This is a genomic window from Pseudomonas sp. R1-1 (assembly GCF_051132135.1).
GTDB lineage: Bacteria > Pseudomonadota > Gammaproteobacteria > Pseudomonadales > Pseudomonadaceae > Aquipseudomonas.
In genome coordinates, this window is the sequence record NZ_CP071663.1 from 894,738 (window position 1) to 920,237 (window position 25,500).

Below are 25,500 nucleotides of genomic sequence, written 5' to 3' on the forward strand. Positions count from 1 at the left end.
AAATCGCGGCCTGAACAATAACGAGTGTTGCTGCCTGCAACGTGTGCCCAAGGAACGGAACTGCCCATGACCTCTTTCTTCACGTTCAAGAAGTTGTGCTTCTTGTCGGCTACGCTGCTGGTCGCCTCCAGTTCGGCAATCGCCGAAGAGCCCAATGCGATTGGCGACTGGTGGATTATCTACGGCAACGGCGTTGCCCAAAAAAACATCATGTACGTAGCGGATGCGACGTCGGTGGTGCCTTCGGAAAAAACCAAAGGCGCGACCATGGTCGCGGTCACCCTGGTCTACGAAGAGCCCGGCAAACCGATGATCGACGTCTACAACCTCGAAGCCCAGTGCTCTACGGGCAAGGTACGTTTTATCAACGGCCAGTCCATCGAACGTCTCGCTTACACCCTGCGTCATCTGAAAGTTGCCAATCAATGGCAGACCCCGAAAGAGTTCTGGGTTCAGCAGGCGCTGAAGTTTGCCTGCGCGCCGGGCAGTCGAGCTAAAAACGACATGGCCGCGGTGGGCAAGATGGAATACCTGCAGATGATCGAAATGCTCCAGCAGATGTTCTTCAAGCTCGCGCCGATTCAGCAAAAGAGCCAGATGATGGACAACATCGACAGTCTGCTCGAACTTAAAAAATAAGCCGGGACTTCACATGACTTGCACACGCTTATTGCTGACAACCCTGTTGGCGGGATTGCTCTTGGCCGGCTGTTCCACTATCGCGCAGAGCCGTTGGGAAGGCCGCGACCTTCAGGAAGCACTGAACCTGTTCGGTACGCCCGATTCGATGCAAAAGGAAACCGGCCCGAACGGCGAACCCTTGGCCGTGCTCACCTGGTTCAAGTCCGCGAGCTGGACCACCACCGAAGCGGCCGGCACGTCGATGAACCATACCGGTAATGGCATGGTTTACACCGAGCACTACCAACAGGTCGGGCACAGCTCCACCTGCAAGTTGCAGGCAAAGGTCAATCAACAGAAAAAGATCGCCCAGTTCCTGATCGAGGACGGGCGGATACTGCACGGCAAGTGCGCCAATGTTCGCTATGTGCCCGGTTATGTCCCTCCGGGCCTCTGAAGCGAACCATGATTATGGTGATGTGAAAACCGTCTCGACCCAGCCTTGCAAGGTGTATTTGCGATAGATCTGTTCGGGCACATCGACGTATGGCGTAGAAACGAATGCTGGCGGAATCACCGGATCGGCCTCGTCGATCACCAGAATGTTCGCCGGGTTGTAGAAGTCATAATCGACCACGCTCGGGTTGGTGGTAATGACTTTCTTGCGTGCGGCCATGGCTTCGAAAAAACGGAAGCTCAACCCGGCCTGACCGGGTTTGGCGATGTCGAGAATGATCCGCGAGCGTTTGACCAGCGCGCCGACGGTGTCCAGTGGCAGGCGTTGCTCGAAAAACGTGATCCCGGGATGCGCGCCCGGGATCGGTTTGCACTGCACCAGAAACTTGTAGTCGCTGACACCGAACCGATCAAACGCTCGCGCCAGGCCTTCAAGCGCCGGGACACGGTCCTTGCCGGCCATGACGACGAAGGCGCTGTAGTCACCTTCGTCAGCGTCCGCGTCGTAGTCGTCATAAATGAAGTTGTGCAGTTTCTTCAGGCCGTATTGCTGCGCGTTCTGCGGATCGAACGAGAACACCTCATCGTAGACGGCCAGCGCTTCGCGGCTCATTGGCCAACGACTGAAGCTGTCGTAGAGGTAGGCGATCTTGCGCGTGCAGACCTCGAAGGCGGCGGCCAATTGCTTCGCCTCGATCTGGGCCGGATTAATCACCAGCAGGACATCGAATTGCCCGTGCGTGCGCAGGGCTTTGTTGAACTCACGCAGTTGCGCCCAGCGTTTCAGCGGGCGACGAATGATCTTCGGCGCTCGTGCAAAGCGCTCGGACAGCGAAGAGGTATCGATGAAACAGACCTGATTGTCGCGAGCCACAAAGTCCGCCAGCTTGCGCGCATAACCGCCAATGTCCTTGCACACCAATAAGATTTTCATGGCATTCCATGTCGTGAATTGCGGGCCGTCGACTACACCGGTCGTTCGCCGTGCAGCTAAGGCGCGGCCGGTAACAAGAAGCGCGCAATCACCGGCAGGTGGTCGGAAATGCGCAACGTGTCGTCCTGACGCACCCGTGCTTCGATGCGTTTGATCTTCGGGCTGTAGAAAAGGTAGTCGACGGTACGATCCGGGCCGTTCAGACCAGGGTCGTTGGGATAATGGGTCAGCCACTTGGCGCGATCAATACCGCTGGCTTCATTGTTGGTCGGGATCATCGGGTACTTGTCCCACAGCAGGTGCAGCTCGCTGTCGGCCGAGTAGGGCATGCGCTGTTCGGTTGAAAGGCGCCGGTACTGGCCCAGCGGCAGCAGGTTGAAGTCGCCGCCGATCAGCCATGGCAAGCCCTGGCTTTCATATTTGTCGAGCACCTTGGCCACCGCGCTGACTTGCGCCTGCAAGGTCGCGTCCGGACGGCTGGTGTGTTCCAGATGAGTGTTGAAAAGGGTCAATTGCCCGCCATCGCTCAGCGGCAGTTTGCTGACCAGCAGCGCATCCTTGGGCTGGAACTGGCGGCTGAGGACATTGGCGTCCGCCACTGGCAGTTGCAGGCGCTCGGCGTGTTCGATGCGATAGCGGCTGAGGGTTGCCAACTGCCGGCCAACGCTGCCGAACACCTGCGGCTCGGGGACAAAATCGGCTTTCCAGTCAAACGCGCTGACGCTGCACGGATACAGATCGGCGACCCGTTCCTGCAACAATTTGAGCTGGTTCTGGTAGTCGCTGGCCTTGGCGCCGTCGTCGAGTTCCTGCAATAGCACCACGTCGGGCTGTTCGTCGCGAATTACCCGCGCCACTTCGTCGAGGCTGAACGCCATGTCTTCGGCGGTCGGTGCTTCGTCGTTGCCCTGGGCCAGGTCATTCCAGAATACGTAACGCTTGCCGGCGAGGTATTGCACGTTCCAGGTCATGACTTTCAGCGCCTGGCCCGGCACCAGCGTCGGCGCTGTGGCGGTGCAACTGACCGGCAGGGTTTCGCGGGCGTCGGGGCGCCAGGTCAGGCTGAAGATCAGCGCGCCGATCACCACGATGGCCAGTACAACCAACAACAACGAGTAGCGCAGTAGACGGGTCATGGCTCGGCTTATGGCGTTACATAAAGTGGTCCCGAGCATACCTGACGGGCGGTGTGATGCCCAAGCGCTGCGCGGTCAGATCGCTCCGTCACGCTTGTCAGGCAATTCGCTGATAAGCATGAACAGGCGGAACAGGACGACGCTGGTGAACAGTTGCAGGAAGCTGTGCGCACTGTCGATCAGCATTGCAATCAACGGATTCTGCGGCTCGGGATACACCGCCAGCGTCGCGCCTTTGAGCAGCCACAGCGGCGTCATCACACAGAGAATACACAGCAGGATCCGCCAGAAATGCCCGCGGGTCAGGCGCAGGCTTTCCTTCATCGCCTGCAATGGGCCCATGCCGCGCAGCACCAGCAGGTACTCGCCGAACGCGAGCATGACCATCAGCATCAGCCCCGGCAGGAAGTACAGCGACAGGCCGAGCAGAATCAGCAGGGTATTGAGCGCCGTCAGCAGGGCGAAGCGCGGCCACAGGGTCGCGGCCATCGCCAGCAGGTCGCGGTTGCGCGGCGACTCGCCACGGCTGCGCGCATCGAGAAACAGGATCAGTGCGGCGGTGTACAGCGGGTACACCAGCAGGCCGACGACGATGCTGACTGCAGAAAAGCCTTCGGGCCCGCTGGCGTGATCGACCGCCTGCTGCAAAAACGCTTCGAAGACCACCAACGGCAGGCACAGCTGCACGATGCGGCCCAGGTGGCGTTTGAAAAAATACAAAGAGTCGCGCAGTACTTCGAGGGCATTCATCAGTCGGTATCGCAGGTCGAAAACAGTGGCTCACTTTAACCGATGCAACGCGGGGCGACACAAACGTAAACATTCGGTAAAGGGCATTGAAACGTTTTGCCACTGTCTCCATTTACAGGAGAGCACCGCGCCCAGAGTGGTCGCGGGCACGTTATTACCGGCAATCTACGAGGTCGCCATGAACAGCGAAGAGCAAACCCTGATCGATGGACTGTTTTCCCGGCTGCAACAGGCCGAAACGGAGGCAGCCCCGCGTGACGCCCAGGCCGAGGCGCGGATCAAGGAACACCTGACGCGCCAGCCGGCGGCAGGCTATTTCATGACCCAGGCGATTCTGGTGCAAGAGGCGGCGCTCAAGAGCCTCAATGAACAGAACCAGCAACTGACCCAGCAAGTGCAGCGTCTGCAGGCCGAGTTGCAGTCGGCCAAGGCGCAAGGTGCTGCACCGGCAGCGAGCGGTGGCGGTGGCTTCCTGTCGAGCATTTTTGGCGGTGGCAGTTCGCGCCCGGCGCAGACGCAAAATCCCGCCCCGGCATCCACCGGTGGCTGGCGTGAACCGGCGCCGCAGCAGAATTACGCGGCCCCGGCGCCACAAGCGAACTTCGGCGCAGCGCCGACCAATTACGCACAACAAGCCGCGCCAGCAGCGGGCAACAGCTTCCTCGGCGGTGCGTTGAAAACCGCGGCAGGCGTTGCCGGCGGCGTGATGCTCGCGCAAGGCATCAGCAGCCTGTTTCATCACAACCAGCAGCCGCAGGAAATCGTCGAGGTGATCAAGGAAGAACCGGCCCAGGTCGCCGACCAGAGCAATAACGGCTGGGGCGATGACCAGCGCGTGGCGGACAGCGGTTTCACCGACACCGATTACAGCAACGACAGTTCGTCGTTCTTCGATGACGACGATTCCTTCGTCTGACTTCACCATTCGTCCGGAGCCCCTCGGGGCTTCGGGCCGATTATTCGCGGAATCTTCCCTCGGGCTGGCATACTGAGCGCCTTTTTCAGGCCCTGGGCCTGATCCCGCTTCGTGCGCGTGCGCACCCACAGGAACTCCGGTGAAAAAAATCGCAGTGTTCGCCGACGTGCAGAACCTCTACTACACCGTGCGTCAGGCCTATGGTTGCCATTTCAACTACGCCGCTTTGTGGGCCGACATCAGCAAGGACGGGCAGATCGTCGAGGCCTATGCCTACGCGATCGACCGCGGCGACAGCAAGCAGCAGCAATTCCAGCAGATCCTGCGCAACCTCGGTTTCACCGTGAAACTCAAGCCCTACATCCAGCGCAGCGACGGCTCGGCCAAGGGCGACTGGGACGTGGGCATCACCCTCGACATCATGGACGCCGCCGACCACGTCGACGAAATTGTCCTGGCGTCCGGTGACGGCGATTTCGACATGCTGCTCGAACGCATCATCAGCAAACACGGGGTGCAGGCAGTGGCTTATGGCGTACCCGGCCTGACCGCCAACTCGCTGATCCGCGCCGCCAGCCGCTACGTGCCGATCGAAGGCGCACTGCTGCTGAAGAATTAAGCTCAAAAAATGATTTGAACGGAGTTGAACCCGGTTTGGAACGCATTGCAGTCATCGACTTTGAAACCACTGGCCTGGCGCCGAACAGCAATTGCCGCGCCACGGAAATCGCCGTGGTCATGCTGGAGAATGGCCGCATCGTCGAGCGTTACCAAAGCCTGATGAACGCCGGTGTGCGCGTCCCGGCGTTTATCGAACAACTGACCGGCATCAGCAACGCCATGCTGCGCAGCGCGCCGTCAGCCGAACGGGTGATGGAAGAGGTCAACGAGTTCGTCGGCTGCACACCGCTGCTGGCGCACAACGCCTCGTTCGACCAGAAGTTCTGGGATTTCGAACTGGGGCGGATCAAGCGCACCCGCTTGCAGAACTTTGCCTGCTCCTTGTTGCTGGCACGGCGCCTGATGCCCGCGGCTCCCAATCACAAGCTCGGCACCCTCACCACCTTCGCCAGCCTGCCACACACCGGCCAGGCTCACCGGGCCATGGCCGACGCCGAAATGGCAGCCAACCTGATGGCGCATCTGGCCGACGAGCTACGACACAAGCACGGCGTGCGCGAACTGAACCATGACCTGCTGTGCAAATTGCAGAAAGTCCCGGCTGCCAAGGTCAACGAACACCTGCTGCGCTATCGCTGATCCCGAGACCGACAACGAACCCCTGTGGGAGCCAGCCTGCTGGCGATAGCGGTGTGTCATTCAATCTATCTTTTGGCTGAACTGACGCCATCGCCAGCAGGCTGGCTCCCACATGGGTATGCGTAGATTCTGCCTGTTCATCGTTGGATTCGAAATTCTCTCACGGCGTGTTCGCTGATTCCGAGACCGACAACGAACCCCTGTGGGAGCCAGCCTGCTGGCGATAGCGGTGTGTCATTCAATCTATCTTTCGGCTGAACTGACGCCATCGCCAGCAGGCTGGCTCCCACATGGAAATGCGCCGTTTCAGATTGATTTGCCGTTGGCTTCGAAATCAGACTTTCGAAACCGCGGATAAACCCGACGATCTCCCTGTTTTCAAAAGTGTACCGGCGCGATAAACAGGTTTTGTAACTTATCTTTGCGGGCGCGCCTTTCTAGAATACTCAATTTCCTGACACTGACTGTCGAGCTGCCCATGCCTGCCTTGCGCCGTTTTTCCTTGCCGCTGATCGCCGCGTTTTTTGCGCTGTATGTGATTTGGGGATCGACCTACCTGGTGATCCGCATCGGCGTTGAATACTGGCCGCCGCTGATGCTGGGCGGGGTGCGCTTTGTGATTGCTGGCACGTTGATGTACGCCTTTCTGCGCTGGCGTGGGGCGCCGGCGCCGACCTGGGCGCAGTGGAAAGCGGCGGGGCTGATCGGGATTTTGCTGCTCAGTTTCGGTAATGGCGCGGTGAGCGTGGCCGAACACACCGGTGTGGCTTCCGGCGTGGCGGCGCTGGCGGTGGCGACGGTGCCGCTGTTCACCTTGTTGTTCGGTTATTTCTGGGGCGCGCGTAATACCCGTCTCGAGTGGGCCGGGGTGGCGCTGGGGATTATCGGCATCGCCATGCTCAACATGGGTTCAAACCTGCAATCGAGCCCGCTCGGCGCCGCATTGCTGATTTTCGCTGCGGCGACCTGGGCGTTCGGTTCGGTGTGGAGCAAGTATCTGCCGTTGCCGCAGGGGGCCATGGCCAGCGCGGTGGAAATGCTGGTCGGCGGCGTGGTGCTGTTGATCGGCAGCGCGGTGAGCGGTGAACACCTGCAAGCGCTGCCGCCGGTCGAAGGCTGGCTGGCGCTGGCCTATCTGATCTTCTTCGGCTCGATCATCGCCTTTAATTCCTACATGTACCTGCTCAAGCATGTGCGCCCGGCAGCGGCAACCAGCTATGCCTATGTCAACCCGGCCGTCGCCGTACTGCTGGGGATCGTGTTTGTGGGCGAGACCATCGGCATCGAAGAAGCGCTGGCGATGCTGGTGATCATCAGCGCCGTATTGCTGATCAGCCTGCCGCAGTGGCGGCGGCCGAAGCAAGTGCTGGTCGAGGAAGCGCAAGCCGATCCGACGGAAGCGCGGACGAATTAGGGTAAACTGCGCGGCATTGCATCCCCGCGTCATTTTTTCCTACGGTACTCCCATGACTTTCGCCTCCCTTGGCCTGATCGAACCCTTGCTGCGCTCCCTTGAGACGCTCGGCTACCAGACCCCGACGCCGGTGCAGGCGCAAGCCATTCCGGCCGTGCTGGCCGGTCGTGACCTGATGGCGGCGGCGCAGACTGGCACCGGCAAGACCGCCGGTTTCGCCTTGCCGCTGTTGCAGTTGCTGGCCATGGAAGGGCCGAAAGTCACCGCCAACTCGGCGCGTGCGCTGATTCTGGTGCCGACCCGCGAACTGGCCGAGCAGGTCCACGAGGCCGTGCGCCAGTACGCGGAAAGTCTGCCGCTGCGCACTTATGCGGTGTACGGCGGTGTCAGCATCAACCCGCAGATGATGAAGCTGCGCGGCGGCGTCGATGTGCTGGTCGCCACGCCCGGTCGCTTGATCGACCTGTTCCGCCAGAACGCGCTGAAACTCAATCAGCTACAAACTCTGGTGCTGGATGAAGCCGACCGTATGCTCGACCTGGGCTTCTCTGAAGAACTGGCGAACATTTACCGCATGCTGCCGAAAAAGCGCCAGACGCTGTTGTTCTCGGCGACGTTCTCCGATGACATCCGCCTGTTGGCCGGGCAGATGCTTAACGATCCGCTAACCGTCGAAGTCAGCCCACGCAACGTGGCGGCCAATACGGTCAAGCAGTGGATCGTCACAGTCGACAAGAAGCGCAAGGCCGAGCTGTTCGTGCACTTGATGCGCAAGAACAAGTGGAAGCAAGTGCTGGTGTTCGCCAAGACCCGTAACGGCGTCGATGCGCTGGTGGAAAAGCTCCAGGGTCTGGGCGTCAACGCCGACGGTATTCACGGCGACAAACCGCAGGCGACCCGCCAGCGTGCGCTGGACCGCTTCAAACTCAGTGAGGTGCAGATTCTGGTGGCGACCGATGTGGCCGCCCGTGGTCTGGACATTGAGGATTTGCCGCTGGTGGTGAACTTCGATCTGCCGATCGTGGCCGAGGATTACATTCACCGCATCGGTCGTACCGGGCGCGCGGGCGCGACCGGTGAGGCGATCTCGCTGGTGTGTGCCGATGAAGTGAACATGTTGTCGGCGATTGAAATGCTCACGCGTCAGACCTTGAAGCGCCAGAACGAGCCGGATTTTGAGCCGGAGCACCGCGTGCCGGATACCGATGCCAGCGGTCAGGTGATCAAGAAGCCGAAGAAACCGAAAAAGCCGAAAGCGTCCGGCGGTGGCGGTGGAAAACGTAATCTGGGCAAGTGGGTCGACAGCGGTGATACGCAAGCGCCGGAGCCGTCGATCAAGCCAGTGCGTAAAGTGCCGGTGTTCAATACCGGGCCGCGTAAGCGTAAGCCTTAAAGTCAAAAGCCCCTCACCCTAACCCTCTCCCAGGGGGAGAGGGGACTGATTGGGGGATATTCGGGAACTACGCCGACCTGATCCGACTGTTGTGAATCCACAATCGACAGAGCTTTCGCCAGACACTTCGGTCGGCTGACCAAATCCATAATCGACTCGGTGTTTCAGGTCGATGTGGCACGCCAGACACCGCGGTCGGCTCCCTCTCCCTCTGGGAGAGGGCTGGGGTGAGGGTTTAGCTTTCGAGCCACTGCACAATACCCAACCCCGCCGCCCGCCCGCTGGCAAAACACCCCGTCAGCAAATACCCGCCCGTTGGCGCTTCCCAATCAAGCATTTCACCCGCACAGAACACCCCCGGCAGCGCCTTGAGCATCAAGCGCTCGTCCATCGCCTCGAAGGTCACCCCGCCGGCGCTGCTGATCGCTTCGTCCAACGGCCGGGTTTTCACTAAAGTCAGCGGCAGCGCTTTGATCGCCCGTGCCAACAGCGCCGGGTCGGCGAACGTCTCGGCATCGGTCAATTCACGCAAAAGCGCCGCTTTCACCCCATCAATTCCGACCTGACTGTGCAGATGCTTGGCCATCGAACGCGAGCCGCGCGGTTTGCTCAACGCCGCGTGCAATTTATCCACAGGGCGGCCGGGCAGCAGATCAATGTGGATAACCGCCGCGCCATAGCGATTGATCGCCTCGCGGATCGGCGCCGACAGGGCATAGATCAGGCTGCCTTCGATCCCGGTCGCGGTGATCACGCATTCGCCCAAGCGCGGAGCATCGTCGTCCAGACCGATGGCGATGTTTTTCAGGGGCGCACCGGCGAATTTGTTCACCAGCAGTTCGCTCCAGGCCTGCGCCTCGAAGCCGCAATTACTTGGCTGCAACTGCGCCAGGGCCACGCCGCGCTGCTCCAGCGGCAACATCCACGCGCCATCCGAACCGAGGCGCGACCAGCTGCCGCCGCCGAGGGCCAGCAGGGTGGCGTCCGGGCTGACGCGGATTTCGCCGTTCGGGCTATCGATGCGCAAGGCGCCGTGCTCATCCCAGCCGAGCCAGCGGTGGCGGGTGTGGATAACCACGCCGCTGTCGCGCAGGCGTTTGAGCCAGGCGCGCAGCAGCGGTGCGGCTTTCATGTCGGTGGGGAACACGCGGCCGGAGCTGCCGACAAAGGTTTCGATGCCCAGCGCATGAATCCACTGACACAACGCATCGGCGTCGAAACCGCGCAGCAGCGGGGCGATGTGCGGTGCGCGTTCGGCGTAGCGCGAGAGGAAGGCCGGGTAAGGTTCGGAGTGGGTGATGTTCATGCCGCCGACCCCGGCCAGCAGGAACTTGCGTCCTACCGAGGGCATGCCGTCGTACAGATCGACGCGGATTCCGGCCTGGCTCAGCACTTCGGCGGCCATCAGGCCGGCGGGGCCACCGCCGATGATGGCGACGTGAGCAGTAATGGGGGCGGAGTTCTGGGTCATGGTCGGTGCGCTGCGGTATGGCGGGATAAGGCGCGTATTCTAACAGCGCCGCCCCTTGTAGGAGTAAGCCTGCTCGCGATAGCGGTTGATCAGCCGGCATCAATGTTGAATGTCAGTCCGCTATCGCGAGCAGGCTCACTCCTACAGGGTTTTTCGGGCTGGCTAATTATTAACCAGTCTTCTCAACGCCACGGTCCATATGGCTTGCAACCCCTTTCACTCAGGTTATCCACAGGCAGTTCCACAGCGATTGTGGGTAACGCGGCATACTTCAGTGACAACCGTGTGAATCCCACACCCGTTGCGCGCTGTGGTGGAGGATGCCGTGGCGGCGGGCGAGGGCGTAACGGTCCTTGCTGTAGCCGCCGCCGATGACCCCGACTACCGGTATGTCGCGGCCCAGACAATGACGCATCACGCTTTCATCGCGGGCAGCCACGCCTTCGTCGGTCAATTGCAGATAGCCGAGGGCATCGTCCTTGTGTACATCGACGCCGGCGTCGTACAGCACCAGATCCGGTTGATACAGCGGCAACAGGTAGTTGAGCGTGTCATCGACGACCTGCAGATAATCGGCATCGCCCATGCCTTTGGGCAGCGGAATGTCCCAGTCGCTGTCGGCCTTGCGTGCAGGAAAATTCTTCTCGCAGTGCAGGGAAACGGTAATCGCCTCCGGTGTGTCGTGGAGAATCCGCGCGGTGCCGTCGCCCTGATGCACATCGCAATCGAAGATCAGCACGCGATTGACCCGGCCGCTTTGCAGCAGGTACTGGCTGATGATCGCCAGGTCATTAAAGATGCAGAAACCCGCCGGATAATCGTAATGCGCATGATGGGTACCGCCCGCCAGGTGGCAGGCCAAGCCATGCTCCAGGGCTTTCTCTGCTGCGAGGATCGAACCACCGACCGCGCGTACCGTGCGCCGCGCCAAGGCCTTGTTCCACGGCAGGCCGAGGCGCCGTTGGTCTTCGCGGGACAACTCGCCGCTCATGTAGCGTTCGATATAGCTGCGGTCATGGGCGAGGGCGAGGATATCGTTGGGGCAGATCTGCGGCCGCAGCAGATCAGCGTCGCGGGTCAGGCCCGTGTCGACCAGGTGATCGCGCAGCAGGCGGAACTTGTCCATTGGGAAGCGGTGATCCGCCGGGAACTCGGGGCTGTAGTCTTCGTGGTAGATCAGCGGCAAAGGCATGGTGATGTCTGATATTGGCGGGTCATTCGGGAATTCGGCGCAGCGCTGACGATCCTACCAGCGATGTAGACTGGCGGCATGGAAATGGAGAAGACGATGGAGCCAATACTGGAACTGCAAAGCGCACGCTTGCTGATGCGACAGTGGCAGGACGAGGATTTGCCGGCGTTCGCGGCGATGTGTGCCGATCCGCAGGTGATGCGCTACTTTCCGGCACCCTTGACCCGGCTGGAAAGCGCGGCGGTGATCGGGCGCATACGCGGGCATTTTTCCGAGCACGGCTTTGGCCTGTGGGCGCTGGAACGCAAGGACACCGGCGAATTCATCGGTTTCACCGGGCTTGGCGTGGTCGGCTTCGATGCGCCGTTCACCCCGGCGGTGGAAATCGGCTGGCGCCTGGCCAAGGAACACTGGGGGCTGGGTTATGCCAGTGAAGCGGCGTGGACCGCGTTGCGCGCCGGTTTCGATCAACTGAAGCTGGAGGTAATCGTCTCGTTCACCGCGCAAAGCAATCTGCCCTCGGAGAAGGTCATGCAGGCGATTGGCATGCACCACGATCCGCAGGATGATTTCGATCACCCCAAGCTTGCCGCCGACCATCCGTTGCGCCGACACGTGCTGTACCGCATCAGCCGCGAACAATGGTTGCAAACCTTGCATGAATAAGCCGACACGGATGTTTACAATGGCCGCCAAATCATTGGCCCGCGCCAGAATCTGAATCGGCCGCCGCAGCCAAGACTGCGCGGCACTGCTTTGTGTGAGGAGAGTCTGAATGAGCCAAGTGTTGGAAGATCTGGTCGACTTGCTGACCCTGGAACCGATCGAAGAAAACCTTTTCCGTGGTCGCAGCCAGGATCTGGGTTTCCGTCAGCTGTTCGGTGGTCAGGTGCTCGGCCAGTCACTGTCGGCGGCCAGTCAGACCGTTGAAGAAGCGCGGCATGTGCATTCGATGCACGGTTATTTCCTGCGCCCGGGCGACGCCAAGTTGCCGGTGGTGTACTCGGTCGATCGCGTGCGCGATGGCGGCAGTTTCAGCACCCGCCGCGTCACGGCGATCCAGAAGGGCCACCCGATCTTCACTTGCAGCGCTTCGTTCCAGTACGACGAAAAAGGCTTCGAGCACCAGAGCCAGATGCCGGTGGTGGTCGGCCCGGAAAACCTGCCCTCGGAGCTGGAACTGACCCAGCAACGCGCGCACCTGATCCCCGAGCACATGCGCGAAAAACTGCTCTGCCCGAAACCGATCGAAGTCCGTCCGGTCACCGAAAAAGACCCGTACAACCCGCAGCCGGCCGATCCGGTCAAATATGTCTGGTTCCGCGCCGATGGTGCCCTGGCCGACATTCCCGCACTGCATAAATACCTGCTGGCCTACGCCTCGGACTTCGGCCTGCTGACCACCTCAATGCTGCCCCACGGCAAATCGGTTTGGCAAAAAGACATGCAGGTCGCCAGCCTCGATCACGCGCTGTGGTTCCACAACGATCTGCGCGCCGATGACTGGTTGCTCTACGCCATGGACAGCCCGTGGGCTGGAAATTCCCGCGGGTTCTCCCGTGGCAGCGTGTACAACCGCGCCGGGCAACTGGTCGCCTCAGTGACGCAAGAAGGCCTGATCCGCCACCGCCAGGATTGGGCATGAGCCTGGCCGAGGTGCGTCATTGGGTGTTCGACATGGACGGCACCCTGACGGTGGCCGTGCATGACTTCGCCGCCATTCGCGTGGCGCTGGCGATCCCGCCGGAAGACGACATCCTCACCCACCTCGCCGCGTTGCCGGCCGCTGAAGCGGGGGCGAAACACGCGTGGCTGCTCGAACATGAGCGCGATCTGGCGCTGGGTTCGACCCCGGCCACCGGCGCGGTGGAGCTGGTGCGCGAGCTGAACGCACGCGGTTATCGCCTCGGCATCCTCACCCGCAACGCACGGGAACTGGCGCATGTGACGCTGGAGGCGATCGGTCTGGCCGACTGCTTCAAAGTCGAGGACGTATTGGGTCGCGATGAAGCGCCGCCAAAACCGCACCCCGGTGGCTTGCTGAAACTGGCGCAGGCCTGGGATGTGCCGGCCAGTGAAATGGTCATGGTCGGTGATTACCGCTTCGATCTCGATTGCGGACGAGCGGCGGGCGCGCGGACGGTGCTGGTGAATCTGCCGGATAACCCGTGGCCGGAATTGACCGATTGGCATGCACGCGATTGTGTGGAGTTGCGACGGATGCTTCAGGCTTAAGGAATATTTTGTTTGTGATGGCCTCATCGCGAGCAGGCTCACTCCTACAATTTGAAATGCGTCCCCCTGTAGGAGTGAGCCTGCTCGCGATAGCGTCGGCACATTCAATAAAAAGCTCACTGATCGAACAACGCCTTCTGCCCCTCCGCCGAGGTCAACATCTCATCACCGTTATGCCCAACCCCAGGCACTTCAATCAGCCGCTGGTTTACGCCCTCCGGATGCCGGCGCAGCAAATACCCAAAATACAGCTTGCCCCGCATCAACCGATAAGCGCCTTGCGCCTCGGCGGCGCAGCTCTTGTCCAGCGCCGGGTGCTCGGGGTCGGTGTCTTGCTGGCCGAGCAGATATATAACTTCGCGTTTGACGTAGCGGCTTTCCACCTGCAACGGCGTTTGCCCACCGGCGTACACCGGCATGTCGGCCAGGCCATATTTCCAGCGATTGAAGCCTGGACAGGCAGCATGATCGAACGCCACCGGTCGCTGCTCGTTGAAATAGGCGTATGAAGAAGGATTGGCGACGACGTAGCGCAAGCGGATGCCGTTGGTTTTCAGCGCCGGCTGATCCTTGGCAAGCAGGGCATAGCGTTGCACAACCTGAGCGCCGCCGGAGTGGCCGAAGATCACCACTTGCTTCACGTCGGGAAACTGTTTGCGATCGCTGACGCGCGCGACGATCTCATCAAGGGCTGCGTAGGAACTCAACGGGTTCGGCCCGATCGACAAGCCGCCGCCCATCCAGTCGTTGCCCTGCCAACGCAGCAGTGTGGCGGGCAGCGAATACAGGGCGACGTCGCTTTCATTGAGAAACTGCGGTGCGATCACCAGCGTGTGGCTGCTTTGCCCGGCCAGCTCGGTGGCGCTTTCGGCACTCTTGCGGTAGGTCTCGGCGTTGCGCAAGCGGCCGTGAACAACGATCACTACGCGCTCGATTTTCTCAGGCGCCGGGCCGATGCCCACCGCCATCTCTCCAGCCTTCAATTGCAAGCGACCGGAGCTGACCGCATCGACACCCGCAGCTTGCGCTGTGCCAGCAACGATCATTAACGCCAAAAGCCATTTATGCATTTACAGGTTTTTCGCCGCGAAGGTGTCGCACTGGCCGACCTGGCCTTGCGCGAATCCGGTTTTGAACCAGCGCACCCTTTGCGCTGACGTGCCGTGGGTAAACGAGTCTGGCACGACCCGGCCCTGACCCTGTTGTTGCAGGCGATCATCACCGATGGCGTTAGCAGCGTTCAAGGCTTCTTCGATATCGCCGGGCTCAAGCCAGTTGAGACGCTTCTGCGCGCTGTAGGCCCAGACGCCGGCGAGGCAGTCGGCTTGCAGTTCCTGCCGCACCAACAGGCCACCGTCGCCCTCCATCTGCCGACCTTGCTGGCGCGCGGTCTGCATTTTCGCCGAGACGCCGAGCAGCGTTTGCACATGGTGGCCGACTTCGTGCGCGATCACGTAGGCCTGGGCGAAGTCGCCGGCAGCTTTGAAGCGTTGCGACATTTCCTGGAAGAACGCCATGTCCAGATAGACCTTCTGGTCGGCGGGGCAGTAGAACGGGCCGCTGGCCGAAGTCGCCATGCCACAGGCGGAATTGACCCGATTGCTGAACAGCACCAGGGTCGGGTCTTTGTATTGCCGCCCGGCCTGCTGGAAAATCGCGCCCCAGGTGTCTTCGGTATCGCCGAGGATCGAACGGACGAATTCGGCTTGCTCATCGTTGGCCGGCGGTGCCTGACGGGTTTGAGACGTGGGTGCCGATTGCTCCATTTGCCCGGTCAACTGGCCGAGAATCTGCAGCGGGTCCTGGCCGGTGATCCAGCCGATGCCGACGATCAACAGGATCGCCCCCAGGCTCAGGCCTTTGCCGCCGCCAAAACGCATACCGCCGCCACCGCCTGAGTCATCACCCCGGGCATCGACGACGTTGTCACTGCGTCGGCCTTTTTTCCATAGCATGTGGGAATCCTCTTTTATTGCCGGTGATGAATCAGATGGTGATGAGTGTTGCCGCTGTGTGAGTGTGGCGCCAGTCCGGTCGTCCGTCCATTCACCAGTGCCCGCGTCGGGCGGGCTTGTTATTGACGGTCGGCAGGTCCGCAAATTCAATCCACAGCAGAATTTCTCCGGGCATTTGCGTGAACTGGCACTTTAGACAGCAGTCTGTGATGGGGCAGGCTGCGCGCCGACATGGCCGGAATCTTGCCTTGCTCTTTTGCTCAACGGCGGTTTCCCGGCGAAGATGTTTCAGGTCGGTTCGGCTTGCTGAAAGCTCGGCCAGCTATGATTGCCGAAGCCGATCGCCATCGTATTGTTCTCAGAGATTGCCAATGACCGTCAGCACTCCGCTCTCCGGCGTCAACCAGCCCTTCAAGGGGATCCTGCTGATTGTCGTGGCGACGTTTCTGTTTTCCAGCCACGACGCGTTGTCGAAATACCTCTCCGGTTTCTATCCCATCGTAATGGTGGTCTGGGCGCGTTATGTGGTGCACACCTTGTTGATGGCGGGGATCTTTCTGCCGCAATCCGGGTTACGCGTGCTGCGCACCAAAAAACCGTTGTGGCAACTGGCGCGTGCGCTGTGCCTGCTCGGCACCAGTCTGTTTTTCACCACGGCGCTGCTGTACATCCCGCTGGCCGAAGCTACGGCGGTCAACTTTCTTGCCCCGGTATTGGTCACGGCGTTGTCGGTGCCGCTGTTGAAGGAGCGGGTCACGCGCGGGCAGTGGATTGCAGTGATCTGCGGTTTTATCGGTGTGCTGATCATCGTCCACCCCGGCGGTGAATTGTTCACCCCGGCGATCCTGCTGCCGTTCTGTTCGGCGCTGTTCTTCTGCTTCTATCAACTGCTGACGCGCAAGCTCGCCGAAGTCGACAGCCCGACCACCAGCAACTTTTTCGCCGGGTTGTGCAACACCTTGGTGATGAGTGCGCTGGTGCCGTTCTTCTGGCAGGTGCCGACCCTGACGCATGCCGCGCTGATGCTGGCGCTGGGCAGTTGCGGGATGACCGCGCACCTGTTTCTGACCCAGGCGTTCAGGCATGCCGCGCCGGCGCTGCTGGCGCCGTTCGGTTATTGCCAGATCGTGTTTGCGGGGTTGCTGGGCTGGTTGCTGTTCAGTCACACGCCGAGTTTGCTGACGGTGGTCGGCATCGCAGTGATCTGTTGCAGCGGGCTGGCGGCAGCGTGGCAGCAGAGCCGCCGCTGAGGAAACCGACATACCCTTGTGGGAGCGAGCCTGCTCGCGAAGACGGTGAGTCAGTCAACATTGATGTTGAATGAAAGTCCGCATTCGCGAGCAGGCTCGCTCCCACAGGTGGGTTTTTCACAGAGGAATGGTGTAGCGGGGTTATTCGCTGACAGTCGGGATCTTGCGCGGTGCCATGAAGTACATCCACGTCAGCGCAAGGAAATACATCGCCGGAATCAGGGTGAACAACACGGTGTAGTTATTGTTGGTGACGGTGAGGATGTGGCCGACGATCTGGGTCATGAACATCCCGCCGATGGCCGCGCACATGCCGCCGAAACCGAACACCGTGCTCATCATGTGCTTGGGCGTATAGTCCATTACCAGGCTCCAGATGTTCGCGGTCCAGGCCTGGTGCGCACCGATCGCCAGCGAGATCGCCGCCACCGCTACCCACAGATTCGCCGTACCGGCTGCCATGACCACGCCGATGATGCAGCAGGCGAACAGCAACATCGACAGCAGCCGCGCCTTGATCGAGTTCATCCCGCGACCGATCAGGAACGACGAGAGAATGCCGCCGCCGACACTGCCGAAGTCGGCCGTGACGTAGATGATGATCAGCGGAATACCCATCTGCGTGACGTTGATGCCCAGGTTGTATTGCTGATTAAGAAACGGCGGCAGCCAGTACAGATAGAACCAGAACACCGGCGCGGTCAGCGAGTAGGCGAGGGCGAAGGCCCAGGTGCCGCGCATCCGCAGGATTTTCGAGAACGGCACGCGCGCCTGCTCCGGTTCGACTTCTTGCTGAATGTAGTCCAGCTCCGACTGTTTCACGCTCGGGTGATCTTCCGGGTTGAAATACTTCAAACCCCAGAACAGCAGCCAGATTCCGCCCAATGCCGCCATGCACAGGAACGCCGCCTGCCAGCCCCAGACGTGCAGCACCAGCGGCAGCAGCATCGGCGTGAACATCGCGCCGACGTTGGTACCGGCGTTGAAGATGCCGGTAGCAACCGCGCGTTCGCCGGCCGGGAACCACAGGCGCGTGGTTTTCACGCAGGCCGGGTAGTTGGCCGCTTCGGTCAAGCCGAGGATGAACCGGCAGACCATGAAGCCGACCGCCGACGTCGCCAGACCGTGGGCACCGGTGGCCAGGCTCCACAGCAGCACGGCGCAGAAGAACACGCGCTTGACGCCAACGCGGTCGATCAAGCGACCTTGCAGGACGAAACCGATCGCGTAGCCGACCTGAAACCAGAAGTTGATGTTGGCGTAATCCATCGCCGTCCAGCTCATTTCCTTGGCGAGGATCGGCTGCATGACGCCGAGGGCGGCGCGGTCGATGTAGTTCAGGGTGGTGGCGAAAAACACCAGCGCCAGCATGCCCCAACGGGTCTTGCCGACGGCCATGGCGCCGCGGATCTTGTCGCCGATGCCACCCGTGGCAGTGCTCATGGCCGGAGCCATGCGGGAAGTCTGTGAAGGAATCATGTGTTCCACCCGTTTTTGGATTTGTTATTTGGTGTGCTTTTGCTTGCACGCTGCGACCGGTGGTTCAGATCCGGACTCAATGTGCGGTCGATGTTGGGCAGTGGACGAAAAATCGTCAATTCGCCAAACCGCCATTGTGTTCGATAATCGCACGCAAAACTAACCGGGTAGTACACTTTAAATTGCTGCCGGAAACGATGCAGCCAATAATTTGCTCATCCTATAAAAGCGGCGCGGCTCACGCAGCCGCCGTCTCCAGCGGGAGTTCAAACATGCAGCGTTCCATCGCCACCGTTTCCTTGAGCGGCACCCTGCCGGAAAAACTCGAAGCCATCGCCGCCGCCGGGTTCGACGGGGTAGAGATTTTCGAAAACGACCTGCTGTATTACGACGGCAGCCCGCGCGAAATCAAGCAGATGTGCGCCGACCTCGGCATCGCCATCACGCTGTTCCAGCCGTTCCGGGATTTCGAAGGCTGCCGCCGTGATCGGCTGGCGCGCAATCTGGAACGCGCCGAGCGCAAGTTCGACCTGATGCAGGAGCTGGGCACCGACCTGGTGCTTGTATGCAGCAACGCCGCGGCCGACAGCGTCGGCGATCAGCAGATTCTCGTCGATGACCTGCGCCTGCTGGCCGAACGCGCCGACGCACGGGGTTTGCGCATCGGTTACGAAGCGCTGGCCTGGGGCCGCCACGTCAACACTTATCAACAGGTCTGGGACATCGTGCGTCAGGCCGATCATCCAAGCCTTGGCGTGCTGCTCGACAGCTTCCACACCTTGTCGCTCAAGGGCGATCCCGCGGCGATCGCCGAGATTCCAGGCGACAAGATCTTCTTCGTGCAAATGGCCGACGCGCCGATCCTGCAAATGGATGTGCTGGAGTGGAGCCGGCATTTCCGCTGCTTCCCAGGGCAGGGCGAATTCGATCTGCCTGGCTTTCTCGCACCGATCATCCAGAGCGGCTACACCGGGCCGTTGTCGCTGGAAATTTTCAATGACGGCTTCCGCGCCGCACCGCCGCGGGCCAATGCTGCCGATGGTCTGCGCTCGCTGCTGTATCTGGAAGAAAAAACCCGCCAGCGTCTCGAGCAACAAGCCGAACCGGTGGCCAATCGCGAGATTCTGTTCGAAACGCCGAAGGCCAGCGAGTACAACGGCATCGAATTTCTCGAGTTCGCCGTCGACGAGGCGCTGGGCGCCAAGCTCAGCCATTGGCTGGAGCGCCTCGGTTTCGTCAAGGCCGGGCAGCATCGTTCCAAGAGCGTCAGCTTGCTGCGTCAGGGCGATATCAACCTGATCCTCAACTCCGAACCGTATTCCTTCGCGCACAGTTTCTTTGAAGCCCATGGCCCGTCGTTGTGCGCCACGGCGGTACGGGTCAAGGACAGCGCCAGTGCGCTGGCCCGGGCCGTTGCCTATAAAGGTCAGCCTTATCGTGGACTGGTCGGCCCCAACGAGCTGGAACTGGCGGCGGTCCGTGCGCCGGACGGCAGCCTGATTTATCTGGTGGATGAAGAGGCGGACGTCTACGGCACCGATTTCAATCTGCGCGCGGACGCGCAGGCCCGTGGCGGCCTCAAGCGCATCGATCACATGGCCATGGCGCTTCCCGCCGACAGTCTCGACAGCTGGGTGCTGTTCTATAAAAGCCTGCTGGACTTCGAGGCCGATGACGAAGTGGTGCTGCCTGACCCGTACGGCCTGGTGAAGAGCCGCGCCTTGCGCAGCCGCGATAGTTCGATCCGCTTGCCGCTGAACATCTCCGAGAACCGTAACACCGCAATTTCCCACGCGCTGTCGAGTTATCGCGGTTCTGGCGTGCATCACATTGCCTTCGATTGTGATGACATCTTCGCCGAAGTCAGCCGCGCCAAAGAGGCGGGCGTGCCGTTGCTGGACATTCCGCTCAATTATTACGACGACCTCGCCGCGCGCTTCGATTTCGATGACGAGTTTCTCAGCGAACTGGCGTATTTCAACGTGCTGTACGACCGTGATGCTCAGGGCGGCGAACTGTTTCACGTCTACACCGAACCGTTCGAGGGACGCTTCTTCTTCGAGATCATCCAGCGCAAGAACGGCTATGCCGGTTACGGCGCGGCCAACGTCGCCGTGCGTCTGGCGGCGATGGCCAAATCGCGCAGTGGCGCGGTACGCCAGGCGAAGTTGTAGGAATTTCGTAAACGCGCGGTTAAACGCTGGCTGCGCGGCTTCCTTCACTGTGTCGCGCGGCCCATAATCGGCGCTTGTGCAGTGATGGCCGTGAGCCCGCAATGACCGTGAATTCAGAACTGTCCGTCGCCCCGGATGCCGCCGCCGCAGAGCCGCGCAAGGGCCGCAAGAACAACCCGGAAAAGACCCGCGAAAACATTTTGCAGGAGGCGATCGTCGAGTTCGTCCAGCAGGGCTTGTCCGGTGCGCGTGTCGACGCGATCGCCGAGCGCATCCACACTTCCAAGCGCATGATCTATTACTACTTCGGCAGCAAGGAGCAGTTGTATGTCGAGGTGCTGGAAAAGCTCTACGGCGACATCCGCAGCACCGAAAACCGCCTGCACCTGGACGAGCTGCCACCGGAAATGGCGATCCGCCGATTGGTGGAATTCACCTTCGATCACCACGACCACAACGTCGATTTCGTGCGCATCGTCAGCATCGAAAATATCCACAACGCCGAATACGTGAAACGCTCCGATGCGATCAAGGCGCTGAACAACACGATCCTCGATACCCTCGGCGCGATCTTGCACAGAGGTGCTGACGAAGGGCTGTTCCGTCGCGGGGTCAATGCGCTGGACGTGCATCTGCTGATCAGTTCGTTCTGCTTCTATCGCGTCTCGAACCGCCATACGCTGGGCGAGATCTTCCAGATCGATCTGCCCGATCCGCAGATCAAACAGCGCCACCGCGAGATGATTTGCGAGTCGGTGTTGCGTTACCTGCAGGCCTGACGCGATCCCCTGTAGGAGTGAGCCTGCTCGCGATAGCGGTATGTCAGCTAAAAATTTATTGACTGATACACCGCTATCGCGAGCAGGCTCACTCCTACAATGGGGGGGCGCAGGGTTCAGCCATTCATGCGCTGAAAATGCTCAAGCATGCGTTGCGCATCCGCCGCCATGCCGCTGAACAGTTCAAACGCTTTCACTGCCTGAAACACCGCCATGTTGCCGCCGTCCAGCGTGCGGCAACCGAGGGCGCGGGCGTTGCGCAGCAGTTCGGTTTCCAGCGGGAAGTACACAATTTCCGCTACCCACAGGTCCGTGCGCAGCAGCTCGACCGGCACCGGCATGCCTGGCAGTTTGGCCATGCCCATCGGCGTGGTGTTGACCAGGCCGTCGGCCAGATTCATTGCGCTCGGCAGGTCGCGCCCGGCGACGGCGCGACCGGCGCCGAAATGCTGATTGAGGTTGTATGCCAGACTCTCGGCGCGCTCACTGTCGACGTCGAAAATGTTCAATTGCTGTACGCCTTCGCTCAATAACGCGTGGGCTACGGCCGCACCAGCGCCGCCAGCGCCCATCTGCACCACACGCTCGCGCGGCGCGTCCTTCAGGCCCCGGCGAAAGCCTTCGGCAAAACCGAGGCAGTCGGTGTTGTGACCGATACGTTTGCCGTCCTTCAACACCACCGTATTTACCGCGCCGATCCCGCGCGCTTCCGGCGACAGCTCATCGAGCAGCGGGATGATCGACTGCTTGCACGGGAAGGTGATGTTCAGGCCGGTGTAGTTCATGCGCTCGGCAGCGAGCAGCAGGTCGGGCAGGGCGTTGCTGTCGAGGTGCAATTGATCGAGATCGATCAACCGGTACAGGTAACGCAGACCCTGCGCATCACCTTCGTGTTCATGCAGTGCCGGCGTACGGGAGGCCTGAATACCGGCGCCGATCAGCCCGGCGAGTACCGCGTTAGCGCGCGCCATGTTTCGCCCCCTGCAACCGCTGGCTGAAATGCTCCAGCGCCAAGCGGTAACCGTGGCTGCCAAAACCGCAGAGTACCGCTGTGGCAATCGCCGAGACGAACGAGTGATGACGAAACGGCTCGCGCGCATGCACGTTGGACAGGTGCACTTCGATCACCGGCAACTCGCTCGCCACCAGCGCATCGCGAATCGCCACCGATGTGTGCGTCCACGCCGCCGGGTTGATCACGATCCCGGCGCAACGGCCGCGGGCAGCGTGAATCCAGTCGAGCAATTCGCCTTCGTGATTGGTCTGGCGAAATTCCACCGTCAGGCCGAACTCCTCGGCGGCACGCCCGCACAGCGCAGAAATGTCAGCCAGGGTTTCATGGCCGTAAGTCGCCGGCTCACGAGTGCCGAGCAGGTTCAGGTTCGGGCCGTTGAGCACCAGAACGATAGGGGACATGGGGGCAAACTCCACTTATTGTTTTTGGCTTTGGCCGTAGGTCTCGGCCTGTGGGGATAAAATGTACTAGATGGTTACCATGGTCAATCGAACAAAAAATACCTTGGCGTTATGTGTTCGGTGATCGCACAAACAAAACAGCAGGCACAAAAAAGCCGTCAATCACGACGGCTTTTTCGTATCCGGCATCAGTATCAACGGCGGGTCAGCAATACACCCGATTCCATGTGATGGGTCCACGGGAACTGGTCGAACAGTGCGCAGCGGGTGATGCGGTGCGTGTCGTGCAACTGGGCGATGTTGGCGGCCAGGGTTTCCGGGTTGCAGGAGATGTACAGGATGTTGTCGAAGCGCCGGGTCAGCTCGCAGGTGTCCGGGTCCATGCCGGCGCGTGGCGGGTCGACGAAGACGCTGCCGAACTCGTAGCTTTTCAGGTCGATGCCGTGCAAGCGGCGGAACGGGCGCACTTCGTTGAGGGCTTCGGTCAACTCCTCGGCGGACAAGCGCACCAGAGTGACGTTATCCACAGCGTTTTCGCTGAGGTTGCTCAACGCAGCGTTGACCGAAGTCTTGCTGATTTCAGTGGCCAGCACTTTTCGCACGCGAGTGGCGAGCGGCAGGGTGAAGTTGCCGTTGCCGCAGTACAACTCCAGCAGATCGTCAGGCCGATCGCCCAGCGCTTCGTACGCCCAGTTGAGCATCTTCTGGTTCACCGTGCCGTTGGGCTGAGTGAACGCGCCTTCCGGCTGGCGATAGCTGAAGGTGCGGCCGCCGACGTCGAGTTTCTCGACCACATAATCGAGGCCCAGCACTTCGCGTTTGCCCTTCGAACGGCCGATGATGCTGACGCCCAGATCCGCCGACAACTGCGTTGCAGCGGCATGCCAGTGTTCATCCAGCGGGCGGTGATAACACAGGGTGATCATCGCGTCGCCGGACAGCGTGGTGAGAAATTCCACCTGAAACAGCTTGTGGCTCAGCGCTGAACTGGCCTGCCACGCAGCCTTCAGTTGCGGCATCAACTGGTTGATGCGCAGGCTGGCGATCGGAAAGTCTTCGATGAGGATCGGTGTGCGCTTGTCGTCCTGGGAAAACATCGCGTAGTGCCGTTCACCGGCCTCGCGCCACAGACGGAATTCGGCGCGCAGGCGGAAGTTCTGTAGCGGCGAGTCGAACACCGCCGGCTCGGGAGCATCGAACGGTGCCAGCAGGTCACGCAAACGCGTGACCTTGGCTTGAAGTTGTTCGGCGTAAGCCTGGGAATCGAAAGTCATGCGTTGAACCAACCCAACTTGATCACGAACAGAATCGACAGGATCACCAGCGCCGGGTTCAGCTCGCGGGCGCGGCCCGACAGCAGCTTGATCACGGTCCAGGAAATGAAGCCGAACGCGATGCCGTTGGCGATCGAATAAGTGAACGGCATGGCCAGCGCGGTGACCACGACCGGCGCGGCAACGGTGATGTCGTCCCAGTCTATTTCCGCCAGGCCCGAAGTCATCAGCACGGCGACGAACAGCAGTGCCGGTGCGGTGGCGAATGCCGGAACGCTGGCCGCCAGTGGCGAGAAGAACAGCGCCAGCAGAAACAGAATCGCCACCACGATGGCGGTCAGACCTGTGCGGCCGCCGGCACTCACGCCAGCGGCGGATTCGATGTAACTGGTGGTGGTCGAGGTGCCCAGCAGCGAGCCGGCCATGGCCGCGGTGCTGTCGGCGATCAGCGCACGCCCCATTTTCGGCATGTGGCCGTCCTTGCCCATCAGGCCGGCGCGCTTGGCGACGCCGATCAGGGTGCCGGAATTGTCGAACAGGTCGACGAACAGGAAGGCGAAGATCACGCTGACCAGACCGATGTCCAGTGCGCCTTTGATGTCCAGTTGCAGGAACGTCGGGGCCAGCGAAGGAGGCATCGAGGTGACGCCGCCGAACGGCGTGAAGCCCATGACGATCGACACGATCGTCACCGCGAGAATGCCGATCAGCACCGCGCCGCGCACTTTCAGTGCTTCGAGCCCGACAATCAGGGCGAAGCCGAGGGTGGCGAGAATCGGTGCCGGGGCTTTCAGGTCACCGAGGCCGACCATGGTCGCCGGGTTGCTGACGACGATGCCGGCGTTGTGCAGGGCGATCAACGCGAGGAACAGGCCGATACCGGCCGCAATCGCCGAACGCAGCGGCAGCGGGATGCTGTTGATGATCCACTCACGGATGCGGAAGATCGACAGCAGGAAAAACAGCACGGCGGAGATGAACACCGCACCCAGCGCCACTTGCCAGGTGTGGCCCATGTGCAGCACCACGGTGTAGGTGAAGAAGGCGTTCAGGCCCATGCCCGGTGCGAGGGCGATCGGGTAGTTGGCGATCAGGCCCATGACCGTCGAGCCGATGGCGGCCGCCAGACAGGTGGCAACGAACACCGCACCCTTGTCCATGCCGGTCTCGCCGAGAATGCTCGGGTTGACGAACAGAATGTAGGCCATGGCCAGAAACGTGGTGATGCCCGCGAGAATCTCGGTGCGCACGTTGGTGTTGTGTGCCTTGAGTTGAAACAGCCTTTCCAGCATGTCTGCTCCCCGTGGCGCGCGTGGCGCCGTGAATGTATCGACCTCAACAGCAAAGCACAGACCATCGCAAGCGCCTGGAAAATTGTGCTGGGCCGGAAAAAGC

At 60.9% G+C, this 25,500-nt stretch carries 25 protein-coding genes; 13 read left to right on the forward strand and 12 right to left on the reverse strand.

Annotated elements, in window-relative coordinates; genetic code table 11:
• Positions 1-66: 66 nt before the first annotated feature.
• Positions 67-639 carry a hypothetical protein gene (locus J3P75_RS04170; RefSeq protein ID WP_434709417.1) on the forward strand — a complete coding sequence of 191 codons (573 nt, stop codon included), beginning with the start codon at positions 67-69 and terminating at the stop codon, positions 637-639.
• A gap of 13 nt (positions 640-652) precedes the next feature.
• Entirely contained in the window at positions 653-1,078 is a 426-nt protein-coding gene (locus J3P75_RS04175) for a hypothetical protein (RefSeq protein ID WP_090286554.1), read from the forward strand.
• 12 nt (positions 1,079-1,090) lie between these two features.
• Here J3P75_RS04175 and J3P75_RS04180 read toward each other — a convergent pair whose 3' ends face one another.
• From J3P75_RS04180 to J3P75_RS04190, 3 genes are all read right to left on the reverse strand, one after another.
• Complete coding sequence (locus J3P75_RS04180) at positions 1,091-2,011, reverse strand: hypothetical protein (RefSeq protein WP_434709418.1); 921 nt, start codon at positions 2,009-2,011, stop codon at positions 1,091-1,093.
• A gap of 56 nt (positions 2,012-2,067) precedes the next feature.
• Positions 2,068-3,147, reverse strand: coding sequence for an endonuclease/exonuclease/phosphatase family protein (locus J3P75_RS04185; protein WP_434709420.1), 1,080 nt, complete (start codon positions 3,145-3,147; stop codon positions 2,068-2,070).
• Positions 3,148-3,222: 75 nt separating this feature from the next.
• Positions 3,223-3,897 carry a YciC family protein gene (locus J3P75_RS04190; protein WP_434709421.1) on the reverse strand — a complete coding sequence of 225 codons (675 nt, stop codon included), beginning with the start codon at positions 3,895-3,897 and terminating at the stop codon, positions 3,223-3,225.
• A gap of 178 nt (positions 3,898-4,075) precedes the next feature.
• On the opposite strand from J3P75_RS04190, the gene J3P75_RS04195 reads away from it, so the two are divergent.
• The 5 genes from J3P75_RS04195 (at position 4,076) to J3P75_RS04215 (ending at position 8,880) form a co-directional block, all read left to right on the forward strand.
• Entirely contained in the window at positions 4,076-4,813 is a 738-nt protein-coding gene (locus J3P75_RS04195) for a DUF2076 domain-containing protein (protein WP_434709422.1), read from the forward strand.
• Positions 4,814-4,952: 139 nt separating this feature from the next.
• Positions 4,953-5,432, forward strand: coding sequence for an NYN domain-containing protein (locus J3P75_RS04200; protein WP_007949802.1), 480 nt, complete (start codon positions 4,953-4,955; stop codon positions 5,430-5,432).
• Positions 5,433-5,467: 35 nt separating this feature from the next.
• Positions 5,468-6,073, forward strand: coding sequence for a 3'-5' exonuclease (locus J3P75_RS04205; RefSeq protein WP_090286544.1), 606 nt, complete (start codon positions 5,468-5,470; stop codon positions 6,071-6,073).
• A 478-nt stretch (positions 6,074-6,551) separates the two neighbouring features.
• The gene (yedA, locus tag J3P75_RS04210) at positions 6,552-7,487 is read left to right on the forward strand and encodes a drug/metabolite exporter YedA (protein WP_434709423.1); all 936 of its coding nucleotides are present in this window, start codon (positions 6,552-6,554) and stop codon (positions 7,485-7,487) included.
• Between the two features lie 52 nt (positions 7,488-7,539).
• The gene (locus J3P75_RS04215) at positions 7,540-8,880 is read left to right on the forward strand and encodes a DEAD/DEAH box helicase (RefSeq protein ID WP_434709424.1); all 1,341 of its coding nucleotides are present in this window, start codon (positions 7,540-7,542) and stop codon (positions 8,878-8,880) included.
• 235 nt (positions 8,881-9,115) lie between these two features.
• Here the strand turns inward: J3P75_RS04215 and J3P75_RS04220 are convergent, their stop codons facing one another.
• A complete protein-coding gene (locus tag J3P75_RS04220; RefSeq protein ID WP_434709425.1) occupies positions 9,116-10,351 on the reverse strand; it encodes a TIGR03862 family flavoprotein in 1,236 nt (411 codons plus the stop codon).
• Between the two features lie 271 nt (positions 10,352-10,622).
• The gene (locus J3P75_RS04225) at positions 10,623-11,543 is read right to left on the reverse strand and encodes a histone deacetylase family protein (protein ID WP_434709426.1); all 921 of its coding nucleotides are present in this window, start codon (positions 11,541-11,543) and stop codon (positions 10,623-10,625) included.
• Positions 11,544-11,639: 96 nt separating this feature from the next.
• On the opposite strand from J3P75_RS04225, the gene J3P75_RS04230 reads away from it, so the two are divergent.
• The 3 genes from J3P75_RS04230 to J3P75_RS04240 all read left to right on the forward strand — a co-directional run bounded on the left by J3P75_RS04230 (position 11,640) and on the right by J3P75_RS04240 (position 13,778).
• Entirely contained in the window at positions 11,640-12,209 is a 570-nt protein-coding gene (locus tag J3P75_RS04230) for a GNAT family N-acetyltransferase (RefSeq protein ID WP_434709427.1), read from the forward strand.
• 109 nt (positions 12,210-12,318) lie between these two features.
• Positions 12,319-13,188 (forward strand): acyl-CoA thioesterase II, encoded by an 870-nt coding sequence (gene tesB / locus J3P75_RS04235; RefSeq protein WP_208939671.1) that lies wholly within the window; start codon positions 12,319-12,321, stop codon positions 13,186-13,188.
• A complete protein-coding gene (locus J3P75_RS04240) occupies positions 13,185-13,778 on the forward strand; it encodes an HAD family hydrolase (protein ID WP_434709428.1) in 594 nt (197 codons plus the stop codon). Before tesB ends, J3P75_RS04240 begins: the two co-directional genes overlap by 4 nt.
• Positions 13,779-13,894: 116 nt before the next feature.
• Here J3P75_RS04240 and J3P75_RS04245 read toward each other — a convergent pair whose 3' ends face one another.
• Together J3P75_RS04245 and ypfJ are read right to left on the reverse strand one after the other, a co-directional pair.
• Positions 13,895-14,848, reverse strand: coding sequence for an alpha/beta fold hydrolase (locus J3P75_RS04245; protein WP_434709429.1), 954 nt, complete (start codon positions 14,846-14,848; stop codon positions 13,895-13,897).
• Complete coding sequence (ypfJ, locus tag J3P75_RS04250; RefSeq protein WP_258447935.1) at positions 14,849-15,733, reverse strand: KPN_02809 family neutral zinc metallopeptidase; 885 nt, start codon at positions 15,731-15,733, stop codon at positions 14,849-14,851.
• Positions 15,734-16,104: 371 nt separating this feature from the next.
• Here ypfJ and J3P75_RS04255 point away from each other — a divergent pair, with 371 nt between their 5' ends.
• Positions 16,105-16,983 (forward strand): DMT family transporter, encoded by an 879-nt coding sequence (locus J3P75_RS04255; RefSeq protein ID WP_090286526.1) that lies wholly within the window; start codon positions 16,105-16,107, stop codon positions 16,981-16,983.
• 141 nt (positions 16,984-17,124) lie between these two features.
• Here the strand turns inward: J3P75_RS04255 and J3P75_RS04260 are convergent, their stop codons facing one another.
• On the reverse strand, positions 17,125-18,462 hold the full coding sequence (locus J3P75_RS04260; protein ID WP_203419584.1) for an MFS transporter: 1,338 nt from the start codon (positions 18,460-18,462) through the stop codon (positions 17,125-17,127).
• Positions 18,463-18,734: 272 nt separating this feature from the next.
• Between J3P75_RS04260 and quiC the strand changes: the two genes are divergently transcribed.
• Positions 18,735-20,636, forward strand: a complete 1,902-nt coding sequence (quiC, locus tag J3P75_RS04265) for a 3-dehydroshikimate dehydratase QuiC (RefSeq protein ID WP_434709430.1) — start codon at positions 18,735-18,737, stop codon at positions 20,634-20,636.
• A gap of 101 nt (positions 20,637-20,737) precedes the next feature.
• Positions 20,738-21,415, forward strand: a complete 678-nt coding sequence (locus tag J3P75_RS04270; protein ID WP_434709431.1) for a TetR/AcrR family transcriptional regulator — start codon at positions 20,738-20,740, stop codon at positions 21,413-21,415.
• A gap of 116 nt (positions 21,416-21,531) precedes the next feature.
• On the opposite strand, the gene J3P75_RS04275 is transcribed toward J3P75_RS04270, so the two are convergent.
• The 4 genes from J3P75_RS04275 to J3P75_RS04290 form a co-directional block, all read right to left on the reverse strand.
• Positions 21,532-22,386 carry a shikimate dehydrogenase gene (locus tag J3P75_RS04275; protein ID WP_434709432.1) on the reverse strand — a complete coding sequence of 285 codons (855 nt, stop codon included), beginning with the start codon at positions 22,384-22,386 and terminating at the stop codon, positions 21,532-21,534.
• Complete coding sequence (gene aroQ / locus J3P75_RS04280) at positions 22,373-22,831, reverse strand: type II 3-dehydroquinate dehydratase (protein WP_093098129.1); 459 nt, start codon at positions 22,829-22,831, stop codon at positions 22,373-22,375. The genes J3P75_RS04275 and aroQ overlap by 14 nt, the downstream gene beginning before the upstream one ends.
• A 194-nt stretch (positions 22,832-23,025) precedes the next feature.
• Positions 23,026-24,105 carry a tRNA (uridine(54)-C5)-methyltransferase TrmA gene (gene trmA, locus J3P75_RS04285; protein ID WP_434709433.1) on the reverse strand — a complete coding sequence of 360 codons (1,080 nt, stop codon included), beginning with the start codon at positions 24,103-24,105 and terminating at the stop codon, positions 23,026-23,028.
• Positions 24,102-25,397 (reverse strand): NCS2 family permease, encoded by a 1,296-nt coding sequence (locus J3P75_RS04290; protein ID WP_203419579.1) that lies wholly within the window; start codon positions 25,395-25,397, stop codon positions 24,102-24,104. Before J3P75_RS04290 ends, trmA begins: the two co-directional genes overlap by 4 nt.
• Between the last annotated feature and the right edge of the window lie 103 nt (positions 25,398-25,500).

Excerpts from the sequence above, each read along its gene's own strand:
- J3P75_RS04270 (WP_434709431.1), top strand. The coding sequence starts at position 20,738 with ATGACCGTGAATTCAGAACTGTCCGTCGCCCCGGATGCCGCCGCCGCA.
- J3P75_RS04220 (WP_434709425.1), bottom strand. The coding sequence starts at position 10,351 with ATGACCCAGAACTCCGCCCCCATTACTGCTCACGTCGCCATCATCGGC.
- trmA (WP_434709433.1), bottom strand. The coding sequence starts at position 24,105 with ATGACTTTCGATTCCCAGGCTTACGCCGAACAACTTCAAGCCAAGGTC.
- tesB (WP_208939671.1), top strand. The coding sequence starts at position 12,319 with ATGAGCCAAGTGTTGGAAGATCTGGTCGACTTGCTGACCCTGGAACCG.
- J3P75_RS04170 (WP_434709417.1), top strand. The coding sequence starts at position 67 with ATGACCTCTTTCTTCACGTTCAAGAAGTTGTGCTTCTTGTCGGCTACG.
- J3P75_RS04255 (WP_090286526.1), top strand. The coding sequence starts at position 16,105 with ATGACCGTCAGCACTCCGCTCTCCGGCGTCAACCAGCCCTTCAAGGGG.
- ypfJ (WP_258447935.1), bottom strand. The coding sequence starts at position 15,733 with ATGCTATGGAAAAAAGGCCGACGCAGTGACAACGTCGTCGATGCCCGG.
- J3P75_RS04240 (WP_434709428.1), top strand. The coding sequence starts at position 13,185 with ATGAGCCTGGCCGAGGTGCGTCATTGGGTGTTCGACATGGACGGCACC.
- J3P75_RS04290 (WP_203419579.1), bottom strand. The coding sequence starts at position 25,397 with ATGCTGGAAAGGCTGTTTCAACTCAAGGCACACAACACCAACGTGCGC.
- J3P75_RS04225 (WP_434709426.1), bottom strand. The coding sequence starts at position 11,543 with ATGCCTTTGCCGCTGATCTACCACGAAGACTACAGCCCCGAGTTCCCG.
- J3P75_RS04260 (WP_203419584.1), bottom strand. The coding sequence starts at position 18,462 with ATGATTCCTTCACAGACTTCCCGCATGGCTCCGGCCATGAGCACTGCC.
- J3P75_RS04175 (WP_090286554.1), top strand. The coding sequence starts at position 653 with ATGACTTGCACACGCTTATTGCTGACAACCCTGTTGGCGGGATTGCTC.
- J3P75_RS04215 (WP_434709424.1), top strand. The coding sequence starts at position 7,540 with ATGACTTTCGCCTCCCTTGGCCTGATCGAACCCTTGCTGCGCTCCCTT.
- J3P75_RS04190 (WP_434709421.1), bottom strand. The coding sequence starts at position 3,897 with ATGAATGCCCTCGAAGTACTGCGCGACTCTTTGTATTTTTTCAAACGC.
- J3P75_RS04195 (WP_434709422.1), top strand. The coding sequence starts at position 4,076 with ATGAACAGCGAAGAGCAAACCCTGATCGATGGACTGTTTTCCCGGCTG.
- J3P75_RS04185 (WP_434709420.1), bottom strand. The coding sequence starts at position 3,147 with ATGACCCGTCTACTGCGCTACTCGTTGTTGTTGGTTGTACTGGCCATC.
- J3P75_RS04275 (WP_434709432.1), bottom strand. The coding sequence starts at position 22,386 with ATGGCGCGCGCTAACGCGGTACTCGCCGGGCTGATCGGCGCCGGTATT.
- J3P75_RS04245 (WP_434709429.1), bottom strand. The coding sequence starts at position 14,848 with ATGCATAAATGGCTTTTGGCGTTAATGATCGTTGCTGGCACAGCGCAA.
- J3P75_RS04230 (WP_434709427.1), top strand. The coding sequence starts at position 11,640 with ATGGAGCCAATACTGGAACTGCAAAGCGCACGCTTGCTGATGCGACAG.
- aroQ (WP_093098129.1), bottom strand. The coding sequence starts at position 22,831 with ATGTCCCCTATCGTTCTGGTGCTCAACGGCCCGAACCTGAACCTGCTC.
- quiC (WP_434709430.1), top strand. The coding sequence starts at position 18,735 with ATGCAGCGTTCCATCGCCACCGTTTCCTTGAGCGGCACCCTGCCGGAA.
- yedA (WP_434709423.1), top strand. The coding sequence starts at position 6,552 with ATGCCTGCCTTGCGCCGTTTTTCCTTGCCGCTGATCGCCGCGTTTTTT.
- J3P75_RS04180 (WP_434709418.1), bottom strand. The coding sequence starts at position 2,011 with ATGAAAATCTTATTGGTGTGCAAGGACATTGGCGGTTATGCGCGCAAG.